This is a genomic window from Bradyrhizobium sp. SZCCT0148, from assembly GCF_018129985.1.
GTDB lineage: Bacteria > Pseudomonadota > Alphaproteobacteria > Rhizobiales > Xanthobacteraceae > Bradyrhizobium > Bradyrhizobium japonicum_H.
This window is the reverse complement of sequence record NZ_JAFCKT010000004.1, coordinates 194,633-212,162: the sequence shown is the minus strand read 5'-3', so window position 1 is coordinate 212,162 and position 17,530 is coordinate 194,633. Positions and strand designations below refer to the sequence as shown.

General features: G+C 64.7%; 15 protein-coding genes and 2 pseudogenes. 11 read left to right on the top strand and 6 right to left on the bottom strand.

From position 1 onward, the window contains the following. Window positions 1-15: 15 nt before the first annotated feature. The 9 genes and pseudogenes from JQ580_RS15775 to JQ580_RS15735 all read left to right on the top strand — a co-directional run bounded on the left by JQ580_RS15775 (window position 16) and on the right by JQ580_RS15735 (window position 8,925). Window positions 16-984, top strand: a complete 969-nt coding sequence (locus tag JQ580_RS15775) for a Bug family tripartite tricarboxylate transporter substrate binding protein (RefSeq protein ID WP_212280986.1) — start codon at window positions 16-18, stop codon at window positions 982-984. Next, on the top strand, window positions 981-1,478 hold the full coding sequence (locus tag JQ580_RS15770; RefSeq protein WP_212280985.1) for a tripartite tricarboxylate transporter TctB family protein: 498 nt from the start codon (window positions 981-983) through the stop codon (window positions 1,476-1,478). The genes JQ580_RS15775 and JQ580_RS15770 overlap by 4 nt, the downstream gene beginning before the upstream one ends. Next, a complete protein-coding gene (locus JQ580_RS15765; RefSeq protein WP_212280984.1) occupies window positions 1,478-2,977 on the top strand; it encodes a tripartite tricarboxylate transporter permease in 1,500 nt (499 codons plus the stop codon). Before JQ580_RS15770 ends, JQ580_RS15765 begins: the two co-directional genes overlap by 1 nt. A 53-nt stretch (window positions 2,978-3,030) precedes the next feature. After that, window positions 3,031-3,831 carry an NYN domain-containing protein gene (locus JQ580_RS15760; RefSeq protein ID WP_212280983.1) on the top strand — a complete coding sequence of 267 codons (801 nt, stop codon included), beginning with the start codon at window positions 3,031-3,033 and terminating at the stop codon, window positions 3,829-3,831. An 85-nt stretch (window positions 3,832-3,916) separates the two neighbouring features. Beyond that, window positions 3,917-5,719 (top strand): adenine deaminase C-terminal domain-containing protein, encoded by a 1,803-nt coding sequence (locus JQ580_RS15755; protein ID WP_212280982.1) that lies wholly within the window; start codon window positions 3,917-3,919, stop codon window positions 5,717-5,719. A gap of 152 nt (window positions 5,720-5,871) precedes the next feature. Next, window positions 5,872-7,656, top strand: a complete 1,785-nt coding sequence (gene gcl, locus JQ580_RS15750) for a glyoxylate carboligase (RefSeq protein ID WP_212280981.1) — start codon at window positions 5,872-5,874, stop codon at window positions 7,654-7,656. A 13-nt stretch (window positions 7,657-7,669) separates the two neighbouring features. Next, window positions 7,670-7,951: pseudogene (locus JQ580_RS15745) on the top strand (TIM barrel protein); the annotation flags it as partial. Continuing rightward, window positions 7,952-8,447: pseudogene (locus JQ580_RS15740) on the top strand (NAD-binding protein); the annotation flags it as partial. Window positions 8,448-8,541: 94 nt separating this feature from the next. Beyond that, the gene (locus JQ580_RS15735) at window positions 8,542-8,925 is read left to right on the top strand and encodes a DUF1236 domain-containing protein (RefSeq protein WP_212280980.1); all 384 of its coding nucleotides are present in this window, start codon (window positions 8,542-8,544) and stop codon (window positions 8,923-8,925) included. A 44-nt stretch (window positions 8,926-8,969) separates the two neighbouring features. Here the strand turns inward: JQ580_RS15735 and JQ580_RS15730 are convergent, their stop codons facing one another. From JQ580_RS15730 to JQ580_RS15720, 3 genes are all read right to left on the bottom strand, one after another. Then, a complete protein-coding gene (locus JQ580_RS15730) occupies window positions 8,970-9,347 on the bottom strand; it encodes a VanZ family protein (protein ID WP_212280979.1) in 378 nt (125 codons plus the stop codon). 76 nt (window positions 9,348-9,423) lie between these two features. Then, window positions 9,424-10,020 carry a thiamine pyrophosphate-dependent enzyme gene (locus JQ580_RS15725; RefSeq protein ID WP_212280978.1) on the bottom strand — a complete coding sequence of 199 codons (597 nt, stop codon included), beginning with the start codon at window positions 10,018-10,020 and terminating at the stop codon, window positions 9,424-9,426. Window positions 10,021-10,028: 8 nt separating this feature from the next. Beyond that, complete coding sequence (locus tag JQ580_RS15720) at window positions 10,029-10,583, bottom strand: thiamine pyrophosphate-binding protein (protein WP_212280977.1); 555 nt, start codon at window positions 10,581-10,583, stop codon at window positions 10,029-10,031. Window positions 10,584-10,834: 251 nt separating this feature from the next. On the opposite strand from JQ580_RS15720, the gene JQ580_RS15715 reads away from it, so the two are divergent. Next, window positions 10,835-11,884, top strand: coding sequence for a hydroxyacid dehydrogenase (locus JQ580_RS15715; RefSeq protein ID WP_212280976.1), 1,050 nt, complete (start codon window positions 10,835-10,837; stop codon window positions 11,882-11,884). 130 nt (window positions 11,885-12,014) lie between these two features. Continuing rightward, window positions 12,015-12,227: a hypothetical protein gene (locus JQ580_RS15710; RefSeq protein ID WP_094975039.1), complete on the top strand. Its 213-nt coding sequence runs from the start codon at window positions 12,015-12,017 to the stop codon at window positions 12,225-12,227. A gap of 57 nt (window positions 12,228-12,284) precedes the next feature. On the opposite strand, the gene JQ580_RS15705 is transcribed toward JQ580_RS15710, so the two are convergent. The 3 genes from JQ580_RS15705 to JQ580_RS15695 form a co-directional block, all read right to left on the bottom strand. Then, window positions 12,285-12,860 carry a GNAT family N-acetyltransferase gene (locus tag JQ580_RS15705; protein WP_212280975.1) on the bottom strand — a complete coding sequence of 192 codons (576 nt, stop codon included), beginning with the start codon at window positions 12,858-12,860 and terminating at the stop codon, window positions 12,285-12,287. Window positions 12,861-12,866: 6 nt separating this feature from the next. Next, on the bottom strand, window positions 12,867-15,224 hold the full coding sequence (locus tag JQ580_RS15700; RefSeq protein ID WP_212280974.1) for an Orn/Lys/Arg family decarboxylase: 2,358 nt from the start codon (window positions 15,222-15,224) through the stop codon (window positions 12,867-12,869). A 96-nt stretch (window positions 15,225-15,320) separates the two neighbouring features. Beyond that, on the bottom strand, window positions 15,321-17,525 hold the full coding sequence (locus JQ580_RS15695) for a xanthine dehydrogenase family protein molybdopterin-binding subunit (protein WP_212280973.1): 2,205 nt from the start codon (window positions 17,523-17,525) through the stop codon (window positions 15,321-15,323). Window positions 17,526-17,530: the final 5 nt, after the last annotated feature.

Below are 17,530 nucleotides of genomic sequence, written 5' to 3'. Positions count from 1 at the left end.
CTGGAGAGCGTCCTCATGTTCCATGTTTCCGCGCGCCTTGCCGGCGCAGCCATCGCGCTGACCCTCGCTGCGACGGCGCCCGCTTTTGCCCAGCAGCTCGAGCTCAAGCTGATGGCGCCGGCCGCTCCCGGCGGAGGCTGGGACCAGACCGCGCGCTCCATGCAGCAGGCGCTGGTCGCCGCGGGCGTCGCGCGCAGCGTGCAGGTCGTCAACGTTCCCGGCGCTGGCGGCAGCGTCGGCATCGCGCAATTCGTCAACGGTGCGAAGGGCGATGGCAACCAGCTGATGGTCAACGGTTTCGTCATGGTCGGCGCGCTCGCCATGAACAAGTCGCCGGTGACGCTCGAGCAGGTGACGCCGATCGCGCGCCTCACCGAGGAAATCCAGGTGATCGTGGTGCCCGCGAATTCGCCGATCAAGACCGCGCAGGATCTCGCCGCCGCGGTGAAGGCCGACATCGCCAAGGTCACTTTCGCCGGCGGCTCGGCCGGCGGCGTCGACCATGTGATGGCGGCCCTTTTCGCCGGCGCGGTCGGGGCCGACGCCAAGAAAATCAACTACATCCCGTTCTCCGGCGGCGGCGAGTCGCTGGCGGCGATCCTCGGCGGCAAGGTCACTGCGGGCATCTCGGGCCTCAGCGAATATGAGGGGCAGATCAAGTCCGGCAAGCTGCGCGCGATCGGCGTGACCTCGGAGAAGCGCATCGCGGGCAGCGACATCCCGACCTTCAAAGAGCAAGGCATCGACCTCGTGATCGCCAACTGGCGTTCGGTGGTGGCGCCTCCCGGCATCACGCCCGAGCAGAAGAAGACGCTGAGCGATGCGGTCGAGAAGATGGTGAAGTCGGACGCCTGGAAGGAAATCCTCAAGCAGAAGGGCTGGGAAGACGCCTATCTCGGCGGTGACGCCTTCGCCGACTTCCTGAAGAAGGAAACCGTGCGCGTCACCGACGTGCTGAAATCGGTCGGCCTGGTCAAATCATGACCCGAGATAACGCGTCTGGCGATCCCGCCCAGCCGCCGCGGCGCGTCGATCGCGCCGGCATCGTCATCGCGGCCTTGCTCGCAGGTCTTGCCGCGGTGCTGGTCTTTGACGCGCGCGGCCTGTCATCCACCACGATGTATGGGATGGGGCCGGAGGCGATGCCGGTCGTGGTCGCCTGTGGCCTTGCGCTGCTCGCGATCGGCAATTTCATCGACGCACTGCGCGGCAATCTGCCGGCGCGCGAGAGCGCCGATCCGGTGCCGGTGGTTCTCATCCTCATCGGCCTGGCGCTGCTGATCGCCATCATCGGCTTCGGCGGCGGCTTCATCCTGGCGACCTCGGCGCTGTTCGTGACGACCTCGGCGGCATTCGGCCGCCGAGCCATTCTCGTTGACAGCATCATCGCCGTCGTCATGTCGACCCTGATCTATCTCGCGTTCGACCGGCTGCTCACGCTCAGCCTTCCGACCGGCCCGCTGGAGCGACTGCTGTGATGGACACCTTTGCCGCGCTGGCCCACGGCATGGCGGTCGCCGTTCAGCCGATGAACCTGCTTTACGCGCTGATCGGCGTCTTCCTCGGCACCGCCGTGGGCGTGCTGCCTGGCATCGGCCCGGCGCTGACGGTCGCGCTATTGCTGCCGGTGACCTACAAGCTCGACCCCGGCGGTTCGCTGATCATGTTCGCCGGCATTTACTATGGCGGCATGTATGGCGGCTCGACCACCGCGATCCTGATCAACACGCCCGGCGAGAGCGCTTCGATGGCGACCGCGCTCGAAGGCAACAAGATGGCCAAGGCCGGCCGCGGCGGGCCGGCGCTTGCGACCTCGGCGATCGGCTCCTTTGTCGCTGGCACCATCGCTACCGTCGGGCTCGCCTTCCTCGCGCCGTGGCTGGTCGATTTCGCCGTGCGCTTCGGTCCTGAGGATTATTTCGCGCTGATGTGCGTCGCCTTCGTCACGGTGTCGGCGACCTTCGGCGATTCCCCGGTCCGCGGCTTGACCAGCCTGTTCATCGGCCTGACGCTGGGCCTCGTCGGCATCGACAAGCTCACGGGACAGGCGCGGCTGGCGTTCGGCGTTCCTGAATTGCTCGACGGCGTCGAGGTGACGACGCTTGCGGTCGGTTTGTTCGCGGTCGGCGAGGCGCTCTACGTCGCATCGCGCCGCCACCACAGCGAGGAAAAGCTCGAGCCGGTGCGCGGCTCGCTGTGGATGACGAAGGAAGACTGGAAGCGGTCGTGGAAGCCGTGGCTGCGCGGCACGATGTTCGGCTTCCCGATCGGCGCGCTGCCGGCGGGCGGTGCGGAGATTCCGACCTTCCTGTCCTATTCGACCGAGAAGCGTCTCACAAAATATCCCGAAGAATTCGGCAAGGGCGCGATCGAAGGCGTCGCGGGGCCGGAGGCCGCCAACAACGCCTCCGCCGCCGGCACGCTTGTGCCGCTGTTGACGCTGGGGCTGCCGACCTCGGCCACCGCCGCGATGATGCTGGCAGGCTTCCAGCAATACGGCCTCAACCCGGGACCGCTGCTGTTCGCCGAGCGGCCCGACCTCGTGTGGGGCCTGATCGCGAGCCTGTTCATCGCCAACTGCATGCTGCTGGTGCTCAACCTGCCGCTCGTTGGCCTGTGGGTGCGGCTGCTCGCGATCCCGCAGCCATGGCTCTATGCCGGCATCCTCGCCTTCGCAACCATGGGCACCATTGCCGCCAAGCCGTCGGTGGTTGAATTGTCGATGCTGGCAGGCTTCGGCGTGCTCGGCTTCCTGATGCGCCGGTACGACTTTCCGATCGCGCCCGTTGTTGTCGGCCTGATCCTCGGCCCGATCGCCGAAAGCCAGTTGCGCAGAGCGCTCGCCATCAGCCTCGGCGATCCCATGACGCTGCTGCAGAGCCCGATCTCGGCGACGCTGCTGGCGCTGGCACTGATCGCGCTGCTGGCGCCCTTCGTGCTGAAGGGGCTCGGACGGTTCAAGGCGACCGAGGATTAGTCATCCAGGCGCACGCATTTTTGGATGCTGCGTTCATCTCGTGGGGAAACGTCATGCCGTCAGAACTTCGTTCGCCCCGTCTCGCCGTCCTGATCGACGCCGACAACGCGTCGGCGAAAATCGCCGATGGATTGTTTGAGGAGATCGCCAAGATCGGCGAGGCCAGCGTTCGCCGCATCTACGGCGATTTCTCCAATGCCAGGTCCAGGGGATGGGCCGACATCCTGTCGAAGCACGCCATCATTCCGCAGCAGCAATTCGCTTACACGACGGGAAAGAATGCGTCCGACATCACCCTGGTCATCGACGCCATGGACCTGCTGCACAGCGGCCGGTTCGACGGCTTTTGCCTGGTATCGTCCGACAGTGACTTTACCCGTCTGGCCGCCCGCATCCGGGAGCAGGGCATCGACGTCTTCGGGTTCGGTGAGCAGAAGACGCCGGAGAGCTTCCGGCAGGCCTGCCGCAGGTTTGTCTACACGGAGAACCTGCTGGTCGCCCCGGCGAATACCCAGGAGGCCGCCTCGAGATCGGCGTCGCTTCAGCCGCTTGATGCAGCGACCCCCATCATCAAGAAGGTCATTACCCAGATGGAGAGCGAGGACGGCTGGGTCACGCTCGGGGAGGTCGGTCGCCAGCTGGCCAATCTCGCTTCCGATTTCGATCCAAGAACGTTCGGTTTCCGCAAGTTGAGCGACCTCGTGCGCAAGACGAATTCCTTCGAGATCGACGAGCAGAATGGCAGGTCGATGCGGATCCGGGTCAAGCCCGCTGCCGCACCAGCCCCGAGACGGCGGAACTCGCGCAGACCTGCGAGGTCAGGGACGCCAGGCGGTTCGCCGCCCAAGGCGTAAGCAGGACCCGCCGATACATTTGCGCTTGCCCGGTTTGGTCCAAGGCGTAACCATCGCGTGGTCATAACGCCACGCGAGGGTCCCGATGACCAGACTCAACCGCTTCGCCGTCGACCCGCTACATGCGATGACCCGGCGCCTCGCCGATGTCGCCTCGGCGCGCCTCGCGCCGGATCTGGTCATCACTGGCGGGCGGGTGCTCTCGACCTATTCGGAGCGCATCCATGCGGACCGCGAGGTCTGGATGACCGGTGGCCGCATCGCTGCGGTGAAGCCGGCCGGAACGGCAAAGAAAGTCTGGAGTGATGTCGCGACCTACGATGCGGCCGGCGGCATTATCGCGCCGGGCCTGGTCGATCCACACATCCACATCGAATCCTCGATGGTGACGGCCTGCGCCTACGCGGAGGCGGCGCTGCTCAACGGAACCACGACGATCTTCTGCGATAGCCACGAGATCGGCAACGTCATGGACGTCGCCGGCGTCGAGGCGATGCTGGAGGACGCGCGCGAGGCGCCGCTTTCGATCTTTTTGACGGTGCCGAGCACCGTGCCGGCAACGTCGGCCGAATTGGAGACGGCGGGCGGCGATCTCACGCCGGACAAGATCGCCGGGCTGTTCGACCGCTGGCCCGAAGCCGTGGCGCTCGGCGAGAAGATGGATTTTGTCCCGGTCACGATGGGTGACGAGCGCAGCCACGCCATCCTCGCGGCCGCCTTGAAGCGTGGTCATCCCGTGTCCGGCCACGTTTACGGCCGCGAATTCGTCGCGGCCTACGCGGCGTCGGGCGTCACCGATACCCATGAGGCGATCGACCGCGACATCGCCGACGATCTGCTCGATGCCGGCGTCTGGGTGTTCCTGCGCGGCGGCCCGCCGACGACGCCCTGGCACTCGCTGCCGCAGGCGATCCGGACGATCACCGAGCTTGGCGCCTCGCACAAGCGTACCGCGGTGTGCACCGATGACCGCGATGCCGATGATCTGCTGTTGTTCGGCCTCGACTGGGTGGTGAGAGAGGCCGTGAAGGCGGGCATGTCGCCGGAGCAGGCCTGGTCGATGGGCTCGTTGCACGGTGCTACGCGCTTCAACATGGACGGCGACATTGGCGGGCTCGGCGGCGGCCGCCGCGCCGATCTCGTGCTGATGGACGATCAGCTCAGGCCGCAATGCACCTGGTATGGCGGCGAACTCGTGGTCGAGAACCGCAAGATCACGCCGCGTCTCGATCAGGCGCTGTCGCAGCGCTATCAATATCCCAAAGCGGCCTATGCGACGGTGAAGCTACCGGCGGCGATGAATCTGACGCCGGAGCTGCCGGCGAAGGCGTGCACCGTCAACGCCATCAAGACCTCGCTCCCGGGCATCACGCTGGTGCACGAGAAGGTCGCGATCGAGGCTGCCAGGGATTGGCCGTCCTTGTTCGAGCGCTACGGCCTCTGCTTCGTTACGGTCGTCGAGCGCCACGGCAAATCCGCCGGCAATCTTGCCCATGGCCTGCTCAAGGACTTTGGCCTGAAGCGCGGCGCGGTCGCCTCCAGCGTCGGACACGACAGCCACAACATCATCGTCGCCGGCACCAACGACGCCGATATGCAAGTCGCGGTCGCCGCCATCAAGGACCAGCAGGGCGGCGTCTGCGTCGTCGCCGATGGCAAGGTGAGGGCACTGGTCCCGCTACCGATCGCGGGCCTGCTTTCCGACAAGCGCGTCTCCGAGGTGGCCGAAGAAGTGAGGGCGCTGAAGAAGGAATGGGCGGAGGCCGGCTGCACCATCCCCTACATGGGCTTCAATTTGATTCCCCTATCGGTCATTCCGGAAATTCGCATCACCGACAAAGGCCTCGTGCTGGTGCCGCAGATGGAGCTGGCGCCGCTGTTCGAGTAAGGCGCTTTCACGCATTGCTTCAACTAACCGATTGAGGCTGCCGCAATTTTTCTGCGGCTGCCGCATCGTGGAAAATAAAATCGATCTCGTTGAGACCGTATCTCGCACCTCTAATGATCTCGCTCGCTAACTCAACCTGAGCGAGGTCAGATATGGCGAAGATGCGAGCTATCGATGCGGCCGTGCGAATTCTGGAGAAGGAAGGCATCTCCACCGCCTTCGGTGTGCCCGGCGCCGCGATCAATCCGCTTTACTCAGCGCTGAAGAAACGCGGCTCGATCCGGCACATCCTGGCCCGCCACGTCGAGGGCGCCTCGCACATGGCCGAGGGCTATACGCGTGCCAAGGCCGGCAATATCGGCGTCTGCATCGGGACCTCGGGGCCGGCGGGCACCGACATGATCACCGGGCTATATTCCGCGATCGCCGATTCCATTCCGATCCTCTGCATCACCGGGCAGGCGCCGCGGGCGCGGCTCTACAAGGAAGATTTTCAGGCCGTCGACATCGAGTCGATCGCAAAGCCCGTGACCAAATGGGCCGTCACCGTGCGCGAGCCGGCGCTGGTGCCGCGTGTGTTCAGCCAGGCCTTTCACGTCATGCGCTCGGGCCGGCCGGGGCCGGTGCTGATCGACATACCGCTCGATGTTCAACTGGCCGAGATCGAGTTCGACGATGACACCTATGAGCCGCTGCCCGTCTACAAGCCCGCCGCCACGCGCAAGCAAATCGAGAAAGCGCTGGAGATGCTCAACGTTGCGGAGCGTCCGCTGATCGTCGCGGGCGGCGGCATTATCAATGCCGATGCTTCGGACCTGCTGGTCGAGTTCGCCGAGATCGCCAACGTGCCCGTGGTGCCGACACTGATGGGGTGGGGCGCGATCCCGGACGACCACGTGCTGATGGCCGGCATGGTCGGCCTGCAGACCAGCCACCGCTATGGCAATGCGACCATGCTCGAAGCTGACTTCGTGCTCGGCATCGGCAACCGCTGGGCCAACCGTCACACCGGCTCCGTAGAGACCTACACCAAGGGTCGCACCTTCGTGCATGTCGACATTGAGCCGACCCAGATCGGGCGGGTGTTCAATCCCGATCTCGGCATCGTCTCGGACGCGAAGGCCGCGCTCGAGCTGTTCGTTACCGTCGCCAGGGAGTGGCGTCGGGCCGGCAGGCTCCGCGAGCGCCAGGCGTGGCCCGCGTCTTGCCGCGATCGCAAGAAGACCATGCTGCGCAAGAGCCATTTCGACAACGTCCCGATCAAGCCGCAGCGCGTCTACGAGGAAATGACCAAGGCCTTTGGCCGCGACACCTGCTATGTCACCGTGATCGGCCTGTCGCAGATCGCCGGCGCGCAGTTTTTGGGCGTCTACAAGCCGCGCAACTGGATCAATGCCGGGCAGGCCGGGCCGCTCGGCTGGACGCTGCCTGCCGCGCTTGGCGTGCGCGCGGCGTGCCCGGATCGGGACATCGTTGCGCTCTCGGGCGACTACGACTTCCAATTCCTGATCGAGGAGCTCGCGGTCGGGGCGCAGTTCAATCTGCCCTATATCCACGTCGTCGTGAACAATTCCTATCTCGGCCTGATCCGCCAGGCCCAGCGCGGCTTCGACATGGACTATCACGTCCAGCTGTCCTTCGAGAACGTCAACGCGCCCGAGCTCGGCGGTTACGGTGTCGACCACGTCGCGGTCGCTGAAGGCCTCGGCTGCAAGGCGATCCGCGTCACCGATCCGAAGGACGCACAGGCCGCGTTCGCGACCGCGCGCGAGCTGATAGCCAAGCACCGCGTGCCCGTGGTGGTCGAGTTCATCCTCGAACGCGTCACCAACATCGCGATGGGCACCGAGATCGACAACATCGTCGAGTTCGAGGAGGTGCTGGATCTGCCAATCGACGAGGTCGGCACCACACGCGTGCTGCAGCCGGCGGAATAGGGGGACAAGCACCATGCCGAAATTCGCCGCCAACCTCACCATGCTCTTCAACGAGATGCCGTTACTCGACCGTTTCGCCGCGGCAAAGGCGGCAGGCTTCGCTGGGGTCGAATATCTCTTCCCTTATGATTTCGACAAGGCGCAGCTGCGCGAACAGCTCGAGGCTCACGGGCTGACGCAGGTGCTGCACAATCTGCCGGCAGGGAATTGGGCCGGCGGCGAGCGCGGCATCGCGATCCTGCCCGGTCGCAGCGCCGAATTCCGCGACGGCGTGTTCCGCGCCATCGACTATGCCGGGCCGGAGCGGGCGTTCAACACCATGAAGCCGGTCTCCGACAAGCTGGGCAAGAACGTCACCCGCGTCGGCGCCAATGGCGACGGGCAAACCACGAAGGTCGCCAACCAGATCATCGTCGCGCTGACGATCGAGGCGGTGAGCGGGGCGCTGCTGTTCGCCTCCAAGGCTGGCGCGAACCCAGCGCTGGTGCGACAGGCCCTGATGGGCGGATTTGCCTCCTCGCTCACATTCTCGAAGTTCACGGCGAGCGGATGGTGACGCGCAATTTCGAACCGGGCTTCTACATCGAGCTGCATCAGAAGGATCTCAATCTGGCGCTCGAAGGCGCGCGCACGCTCGGCCTGTCGTTGCCGAGCTCGGCGGTGGCACAGCAATTGTGCTCGGCCTGCAGCGGCGTATGGCGGCAAGAGCTGGGATCATTCCGCGATGGTGCGGGCTCTGGAACTGTTGGCGGGGCCACGAAATTGCGGCAGCCTCAACTGTTACGCCGTAACAGTCTGCAGTTTGTGGCGTTATCGGCACGCGGGAACCGGAACAATGCTGCCGCCGCGCGGTTGAAGGCGCACAACAATCACTGGAGGCTTTCGATGAAGACCCGTCTTGCGATTTCGTTGGTTGCCGCTTCGCTTCTGGCGTCGGGTGCAGCCTTTGCCCAGTCGACGACCGAACAGGGCGCCAGGGACGGCGCGCGTGCGGGTGGCGACATCGGCGGCCCGATCGGCGCGATGGTCGGCGGCACCGTTGGTGCGGCCGTCGGCGCCGGCCTCGAGATTCCGAACGCGATCCTGGGCGGTATCCCGCGCAGCGACTCCGTGGTGGTCGAGGAGCGTGTCGTGGTGGGCGAGCCGCTGCCGCCGACCGTGGTGCTCCGCCCCGTCCCGAACTACACCGAGTATCGCTATGCGGTCGTGAACGATCGCCGTGTGATCGTCGAGCCGCGCACGCGTCGCGTGGTCAAGATTATCGACTGATCAACGTCAAGCCAAGGCGAGAAGAGAAAAGGGCCCTGCGGAGTTTACTCCGCGGGGCCTTCGCTTGCTGCCGAGGGGCTGGCGCGAAAGCGTGACATGACCCATTCAGTGATCGCCGCGAGCGCAAAACCGAGGCAGGCGGTGAATGCATCGACCAGGAAATCCTCCAGCCGGGCGTGGCGTCCGGGTGCCCAAAACTGCATCAGCTCGAGCACGCCAATCAGGACCACCGCGGCTCCCGCGCCCAGCAGGCGCCGCCGCGGATAGGCCAAGCCGAAGGCCAGTCCCACCAGGATGAAGGCGAGCGCATGCTCGCCGTCCTGGCCGAGGTCGGAGTGGGGCCGCAGGCCGGGGGGACCGAGGGTCGCGAAAGTCACGGCGGCGGCGAGGAACCAGGCAAAGGAACGTATCAAAATGGACATACCGTTCGCTTAGCACGGATCGGCAGCGGACCGGTACCGTCCTTACATCAGATCGACGTGTAGTTAATGACGAAAATTAAAGCTGATCGCGCACGCCGAGCCCTTGCATGAAGCGTTCCCGGATCTGCACGGGATCGCGCCGTGTGGCGCCGACGCCAGGCTTGTCGTCGATGCGGACCGCAATCAGGCTAGGCTCGGCGGCGGACATTGCCACTTCGACCAGGCGCTCGAAATCCTCCTCGTCCGCTGCCCAGGCGCTCTTGGCAAGGCCGGAGCCTGCGGCGATGGCAACGATGTCCGCCACGCTGGCCGCGGGCGTCGGCTGTGCTCCGGTAATCTGGTAGATGCCGTTGTCCATCACGATCATGATGAGGTTCTTCGGCTTCAACGTCGCAATTGTCGAGAGCACGCCGAGCTGCATCAACAGCGAGCCGTCGCCTTCGAGCGCGAAGACGCGGCGGTCGGGCTGCGCCAGCGCGACGCCGAGCGCGATCGGGAAGGCGAGGCCCATGCTGCCCAGCATGTAGAAATTCTGCGGGCGGTGGCCGGCGGCCCAGAGATCGAAATTGGTGTTGCCGATGCCGCCGATGATGGCCTCCTCATGCCTGAGCTTGCCGATCAGGCGCGAGGTCACGTCGAAGCGGTTCATCACCTTCGTGTTGCGATTGTCCATCGCTCGCCTCACTTGTCGAAGACCTTGCCGCCTGTGAGCAGCGGGTTGAGGATCAGGGCCACCGGCGCCTGCGTGGTGACGGCCTGCTTGATCGAGCGGTCGGCGATGAATTCGAGCTCGTCGAGCCGGGTGATGGTGTGGTGCTCCAGCGCCAGCGAATCCAGCACCGGACGCATGGTGCGGCAGACCAGCGACTGGCCGTAGTTGAACTCGCCGAGCGTTCCGCGCTCGGAGACGAACATGATCAGCGGGATCTGGTAGGGCACGGCGAGCGAGGCGAGCACGTTGGCGAGCGTGGCAAAGCCGGAGGTCTGCATCAACACCGCACCGCGCCGGCCACCCATCCAGGCGCCGGAGACGATGCCGACGGCTTCCTCCTCGCGCGCGGTGGCGAAGGTGGTGAAGAACGGATCGGTGTGCAGGTTCTTGATCAGCGGCGTCAGCACGCGGTCGGGCACGTAAGGGACGAGGCTGATCTCGTTCCGCTTCAGGGTTTGCAGGACGATGCCGTGCCAGCTGTTGTCGCCCGCCGGCGGCGTCACTTGCCGTTCCGCAATCGCCATCGCGTCCTCCCTTGGCGCATTTTCTTGAGCCGCGCATGCTTCTTGGCTCTGGCGTCGCGGCGATCGGTCGAACTTGACGGAGCGGGCGGGATTGTCAACATGTCCGGGCCGCACCGTGATCTGCACGGAACGGCCTGCCGTGGCCGGCATCGCCGTGCCATAACGGCGGCAATGAGAAAACGGGAGGGGGCACGGACGAGCGCGTATCGCGCTGACCTTGCGGATCTCCACCGATAGCCGGAAGGGTCCTGATGTCCGTCAACAGCAAGCGCGTCTTCTACGTCAAATATCTGGCCAATCCGGTCTATATCGATATCCTGAAGGCGCGGCCTGACGTCCGGCTCGATCGCATCGAGAACGAGAGTCCCGAAGACTTCTACGCGCCGATCATGAGCGCGGCGCATGTCTACCAGATCGGCGCCGCACGGGACGAACTCGCCCCGCATTTCCATGTCGATGCCGCCCTGCTGAAGCGCACGCCGAACCTGCTGCTGGTCTCCAGCAATGGTGCGGGCTTCGACCCTGTCGATGTCGAGGCCTGCACCGACGCGGGCGTGCTGGTCGTCAACCAGTCCGGCGGCAATGCCCATTCGGTTGCCGAGCACGCGCTGGCGATGATGCTGACGCTGTCCAAGCGCATCATCCAGTCCGACCGTCGCCTCCGCCGCGAGCGCGACGTCAACCGTAACGATCTGGTCGGCAACGAGGTCGAACAGAAGACCGTCGGCATCATCGGCCTCGGCAATGTCGGCCGCCGCATCGCCGCGCTGTGCAAGGGCCTGCTCGGCATGAAGGTGCTGGCCTACGACCCATATTTGTCGGCCGACGTGATGGCCGAGCGCGGGGGCGAGAAGGTCGAGCTCGACGATCTGTTGCGCCGTGCCGATTTCGTCTCGATCTCCTGCCCGCTCGACAAGGGAAGCCGCAACATGATCAGCACGCGCGAGTTCGCGCTGATGCAGCCGCATGCGTATTTCATCACCACGGCGCGCGGTTTCATCCACGACGAGGATGCACTGCTCCAGGCACTGCGCGACGAGCGTATCGCCGGTGCCGGCCTCGACGTCTGGTCCAAGGAACCGCCGCCGCCGGATCATCCGCTGCTCCAGTTCGACAACGTGCTGGCGAGCCCCCATACCGCAGGGGTGACCATTGAGGCGCGCCAGAACATGGGCCGTATCGCCGCCGAGCAGGTCCTGGACACGCTCGACGGCAAACGCCCGCCGCGCATCATCAATCCCGAGGTCTGGCCGCGCTATGCAGAGCGCTTCAAGCAAGCGTTCGGCGTGATGCCGGGGTAGGGGCAGCCAGATGGCCATTCCGGGGACAACGACGCGGCGAGGATCGTCCGACCTTGATCCGCGTCAAAATCTCCTTTCCCGGTTCGGCCTAAATGGGACTAGAATGTCGCCGGGGGGCGCAGGAGGTCCCATGTCTATCTATGTGGTCAGGTTCATGAAGAACGTGCTCGGCGAGTACGGCCGGCAGAGCGAGGTTTGCCAGGGGACGCTGGAGATCGACGCCGCCGATGAGGACGAGGCCAGGGAGCAGGCGAAGGCCAGGTTCTGCAAGGACCAGGCGCTTCATCACTGGTCCCTGCATGCCGACCGCATCCATGTGAAGCCGGCTGATTTTCCGTCGTGAGGTCTGTGTTTCGAGCATGATCTTTCGGAAAACCACTGCAATTTTCCGGATCATGGTCTAGCGGCCCGGCGCCGTCACCGGCGGAGGCGCCGTCGATCCGGCACCGAGCGATCGCTGCACCATGACGGTGTCGGACCAGCGGCCATGGCGATAAGCCACGCCGCAGAGCAGGCCGGCGCGCGCGAAGCCGAACCGCTCGTGCAGCGCCAGTGAGGGCGCGTTGTCGGCATCGATATAGCCGATCATCTGGCGGAAGCCGGCAGCCGCACAAGCATCGATCAATTCCAGCAGCAGCAGCCGTCCGATCCCACGGCCGAGCTGCTCGTGGTGAACGTAGATCGAATGCTTGGCGGTGTAGCGATAGGCCGGACGCTTGCGGAACAGCACCGCGTAGGCATACCCGACGACTTCACCGCGAAAGGTCGCGACCAGATGCGGCAGGCGGGTCTGCTTGAGGTTCTTGCGCCGGTCGCGCAAATCGTCCGGCTCGGGTGCGCCGTATCCCTCGACCTCGCGCGCCACGCCATTGCGGACGTGATGGCGGTAGATCGCCAGCATCGCCTCGACATCGCTCTCGCGCGAGGGGCGGACCCGAACCTGTTCGTCGCTTGCGCGCGCAACTGTTTCGTTCATCGGCACCTACTCGGCAACGACGTAAGTGTAGAGCCCGATGCGGCCCTGGGCATCGATTTCCTTGTAGACGCCCTGGATTTCCACATCGAAGCCTGGGAAACTGTTGAAGCAGGCTTCGAACATCTTGAGATAATCCACCATGGGCTTCGCCCGTTCCGTCAGGCGCTCGCCGGGCACGATGGTGGCGATACCGGGGGGATAGACCACGAAGGGTGTGGTCGCGATGCGGCCGGCGATCGCCTCGATCGGGAGGTAGTCGACATCATTCTTGAACAGATAGCGCGCGGCATCGCGCGGCGACATCGCGATCTCCGGCATGTGCTCCGGCATGAACTGTCGCGCCTGGAGCGTGCTGACATCGGCCGCGCGAAAGAAGCGGTGCATCTCGCCGCAGAGATCGCGCAAGCGCACGCCGGCGTAGCGTGACTGCCGTCTCTGGTAAAATTCCGGGATGGCGTCTGCCAGCAGTGCATTGTCGTCGTGCAGCCTCTTGAACGCGACGAGGCCTGAGATCAGCGTGCCGGCCTTGCTCGCCTCGACGCCGGGGGTGAGCAGGAAGAGCAGGGAGTTGAGGTCGTTCTTCTCCGGCACGATGCGGTTCTCGCGCAGATATTGCGCCACGACCGGCGCGGGAATGCCGTGCTCGGCATAGGCGCCGGTGGTGCGGTCGAATCCGGGCGTCAGCAGTGTCAGCTTGTTCGGATCGGTCATGGCGAAGCCCTCGGTGAGGCCGGGGAAGCCATGCCAATTGCTGTCCGGCGAGAGCTGCCACAGCGCGGCATTGGTGGCGAGCTCATCGGTGGAGAGGGTTTCCCAGGCGACGTTATGCGCGGCACCGGGGCGGCCGACATCGGGAATCGCGACGCGGTCGGGAACGAAGGGTTCGAAGAACCAGCGCCGGTCCGGGTTCTGCTCCTTCTCCTCGAACTCCCGGCGCATCGCGCGGATCTTCTTGCGAAGCTCGATGCCGAGGCGGATCGTGTCGTCCCACAGCACCTCTCCGGAGCGGCCCTTCATCATCTGGGCGCCGACGTCGAGCGAGGCGAACAGCGGATAGAATGGTGAAGTGGAGGCGTGTTGCATGAAGCTTTCGTTGAAGCGTCGGTGCTCGACGCGCCGCTTCTGGCCGCGGATGTGGCGGTCCTTGATGTGGATCTGCGAGGCCTGCGAGAAGCTCGCGAGCTGTTTGTGGGTCGACTGCGTCGCGATGATGCCTGGTGCATCCGGCGGAAGGTTCGCCAGCCCCATGGCAAAGCGGCCGGCATAGAGCGGGTGGAACTTCATGAATCCGGCCCAGGCCTCGTCGAACAGGATGTATTCGCAGAGATGGCCGATGCGCTTCAGGATCATCTCGGCGCTGTGGATCGTCCCGTCATAGGTGCACTGTTCGACGACCGCGACGCGGAAGGGGCGCTCCTTGCGCCAGGCCTCCTTGTCGATGACCAGCGGGTGGTTGCGGATAGCCTCGCGCAGCGCTTTCTCGTCGAGCGCGTCCCATCGCATCGGGCCGATCAGGCCCCAGGAATTGCGGATGGTCGGCACGTAAACCGGAACGCCGCCGTTGATCATCAGGGCGCCATGATGGGCGGCCTTGTGATTGTTGCGGTCGAACAGCACGAGGTCACCGTCGGTGACGAGCGCGCCGAGCGCGACCTTGTTCGAGGTCGAGGTGCCGTTCAGCACGAAATAGGTCTTCTCCGCGCCGAAGATCTGTGCGGCTTCCTTCTGGGCCTTCAGCGCCGGTCCTTCATGGGTGAGGAGGTCGCCGAGATCGAGCACGGAATTGTCGAGGTCGTCGCGGAACACGGATTCGCCGAGATGCTCGACGAAGACCCGGCCGATCGGGCTGCGATTGTAGAACACGCCGCCATTGTGGCCCGGGCAGGTCCAGAGCTGATTTCCTTCCTCGGCATAGTCGACCAGGGCGCCGAAGAACGGCGTCTTCAGCGTCTCGGCATATTGCTTGAGCCGGCTGATCAGATTCTTGGCGATGAAGGGCGGGGTTTCCTCCGAGAGGAAGACATAGCCGTCGATGAAGTCGAGCACTTCGACCGGCAGGTCCTCGAAGCGCTTGCGCCGGATCAGGAGGATGATCGGGAAGTCGAGGCCGCGGCGCCGCATCAGGTTGATCAGGGCCGACGTCTTGCCTTCCAGCCCCTTCTTGCCCCAGTCCACCACCATGCAGCCGATCGCGGCATCGGTCTGCACGGCCATCTCGGCATATTCAAGCTTGCGGGCCCGGACCACCTCGAAACCGGAGCGCTGGATCTCCTCGATGATCTGGTTGAAGCGAATGCCCTCGAGGTCATCGGTATCGAACGCAGGTGCGGCGAACAGGAAGTTGAAGCGCTTGAAATAGTCCATGGTCTGTCCCGAATGTGCAGAAGGAAAAGCTCTGTGCACATTCGATGACACCTGGATGACAGGCCTCGAGTGCCGCGGCAAGTCTGGACTGCCGCTTCACTCCAGCAGCTTGTCCAGCGTGATCGGGAAGCGCCGGATGCGCTTGCCGGTGGCATGATAGACCGCATTCGCGATCGCTGCAGGCACGCCGACGATGCCGATCTCTCCGATACCTTTGATGCCCAGCTTATTGATTCGTTCGTCTGGTTCGTCGACGAAGATGACGTCAATATCGTGAACGTCGGCGTTCACCGGGATGTGGTATTCGGCGAAGTTCGGATTCATGATGCGGCCGAAACGGTGATCCATCACCGTCTCCTCGTGCAGCGCCATCCCGATTCCCCACACCACGCCGCCCATGATCTGGCTGCGGCCGGTCTTGGTATTCAGGATGCGCCCGGCCGCGATGGCGCTCACGACGCGGGTGACGCGGATCACGCCGAGCTCCTCATCGACCTTCACCTCTGCGAAGACCGCCGAATGGGTGTTGCGGGCGTGTGATTTATCCTCCGCGAACTCGTTGAGCTTCTCCTTCTCGATCCGTTCGAGGTTGCTGTGGCGCATGACATCCGCAATCGAGACAGCGGCCCCCTTCCTGGTGCGGCTGGCAACCATGCCGTCAGCCAGGGCAACATCGGCAGCGTCGAGCTCGGCGAGCGGCGAGCCCGGTATTGCCTTGGCGAGACCTGCCAGCTCCCTGCGAATCTCTTCTGCGGCTCCCAACACGGCATGCGCGCTGGATGCGGCCATCCAGGAGCCGCCCTCGACGGGAGCTTGCGGCAAGGTCGAGTCGGCGAGCCGAACGCTGATGTTCTCGATCGGCAGCCCGAGGGCATCGGCCGCGACCTGCGCCACGATGGTGTACGTGCCGGTCCCGACGTCGGACGCGGCGCAGGAGATCTCGGCATGGCCGTTGGCCGTCAGCACGATGCGGACGGCCACAGGCATCTGCAGCGCTTCCCACACTCCTGTGGCCATGCCCCAGCCGATCAGTTCCTTGCCGTCGCGCATGGAGCGCGGTGCGGGATCACGGCGGCTCCAGCCGAAGGCTTCGGCGCCGCGGGCGTAACATTCGCGCAGCTGCTTGCTGGTGTAGGGAACATCATCACTCTGGTCGCGATCCGAGTAGCACTTCAGCCGGAGCTCGATTGGATCCAGCTTGAGCGCGATCGCCAATTCGTCCATGGCGCATTCGAGCGCACAGACGCCCGATGCTGCCCCAGGTGCCCGCATGTCGCTGGGCGTCGAAACGTCGAGATGGACGAGCTTGTGCGAGGAGCGGCTGTTGGGGCTTTTATAAAGCTGCTCCGCCCAGCCGGTATCGTTGCGTGAGAAATCCTCATAACGCGAGGTCACCGCAACCGCTTCGTGCGTGACCACATCCAGCGTGCCGTCCGGCTTTGCACCGAGCGCAACGCGCTCGATGGTCATGGGACGATAGCCCAGGCCATACATCTGTTGCCGTGTCAGCACGACGCGAACCGAGCGCTTCAAGGCGAGCGCGGCAAGCGTCGCCAGCACAACCTGATACTGCGGCCGCAGGGCCGAGCCGAACGCCCCGCCGACATAGGGCGAGATCACGCGGATGTCGTCCGGCTTCTTTCCGAAGACGCTGCAGAGAAATTTGTGGACGTTCTGGACGCCTTGCGTTTTGTCATGAACCGCGAGCTTGCCGCCAACGTCCCAGACGACTGTCGTTGCGAAGAGCTCCATGGGATTGTGATGCTCGTTCGGAAGGACGTAGTCAGCTTCATGCCGGACGGCCGCCCGCGTCATTGCTGCTGCGGCATCACCACGCGGCTTGTGCGGCTGCTCCACTTCGGTTGCCCTGTCACGTTCTGACTCGAGGTCAGTCGCGAACGCCTCCTCCTCATATTCGACGTAGAGGCGGGTTGCAGCGAACTTGGCAGTCTCCCAGTCCTCCGCCACGACCAGCGCGATCGGCTGACCGTTGAACTTGATCCTGTCGTCATAGACGGGACGGAAGGTCGAGCCCTTCTCCGGCGCCACCTCGTCCTTCCACGCGTCGTCAGTGTCCGCAAGGGGCGGGCGATTGACGTGCGTGAGCACCTCGAGAACGCCGGCAACTTTCAGCGCTTCGTGAGTGTCGATCCGCACGATGCGGCCGCGCGGTATGGCGGCCTCGACCACGAAGCCATGGGCGAGGCCCTTGGCGCTGAATTCGCCGGCGTACTTCGCGGCTCCGGTGACCTTGGCCCGGCCGTCGACGCGCGACGTTGCTGTTCCGACATAGGCTTTCATCCAGC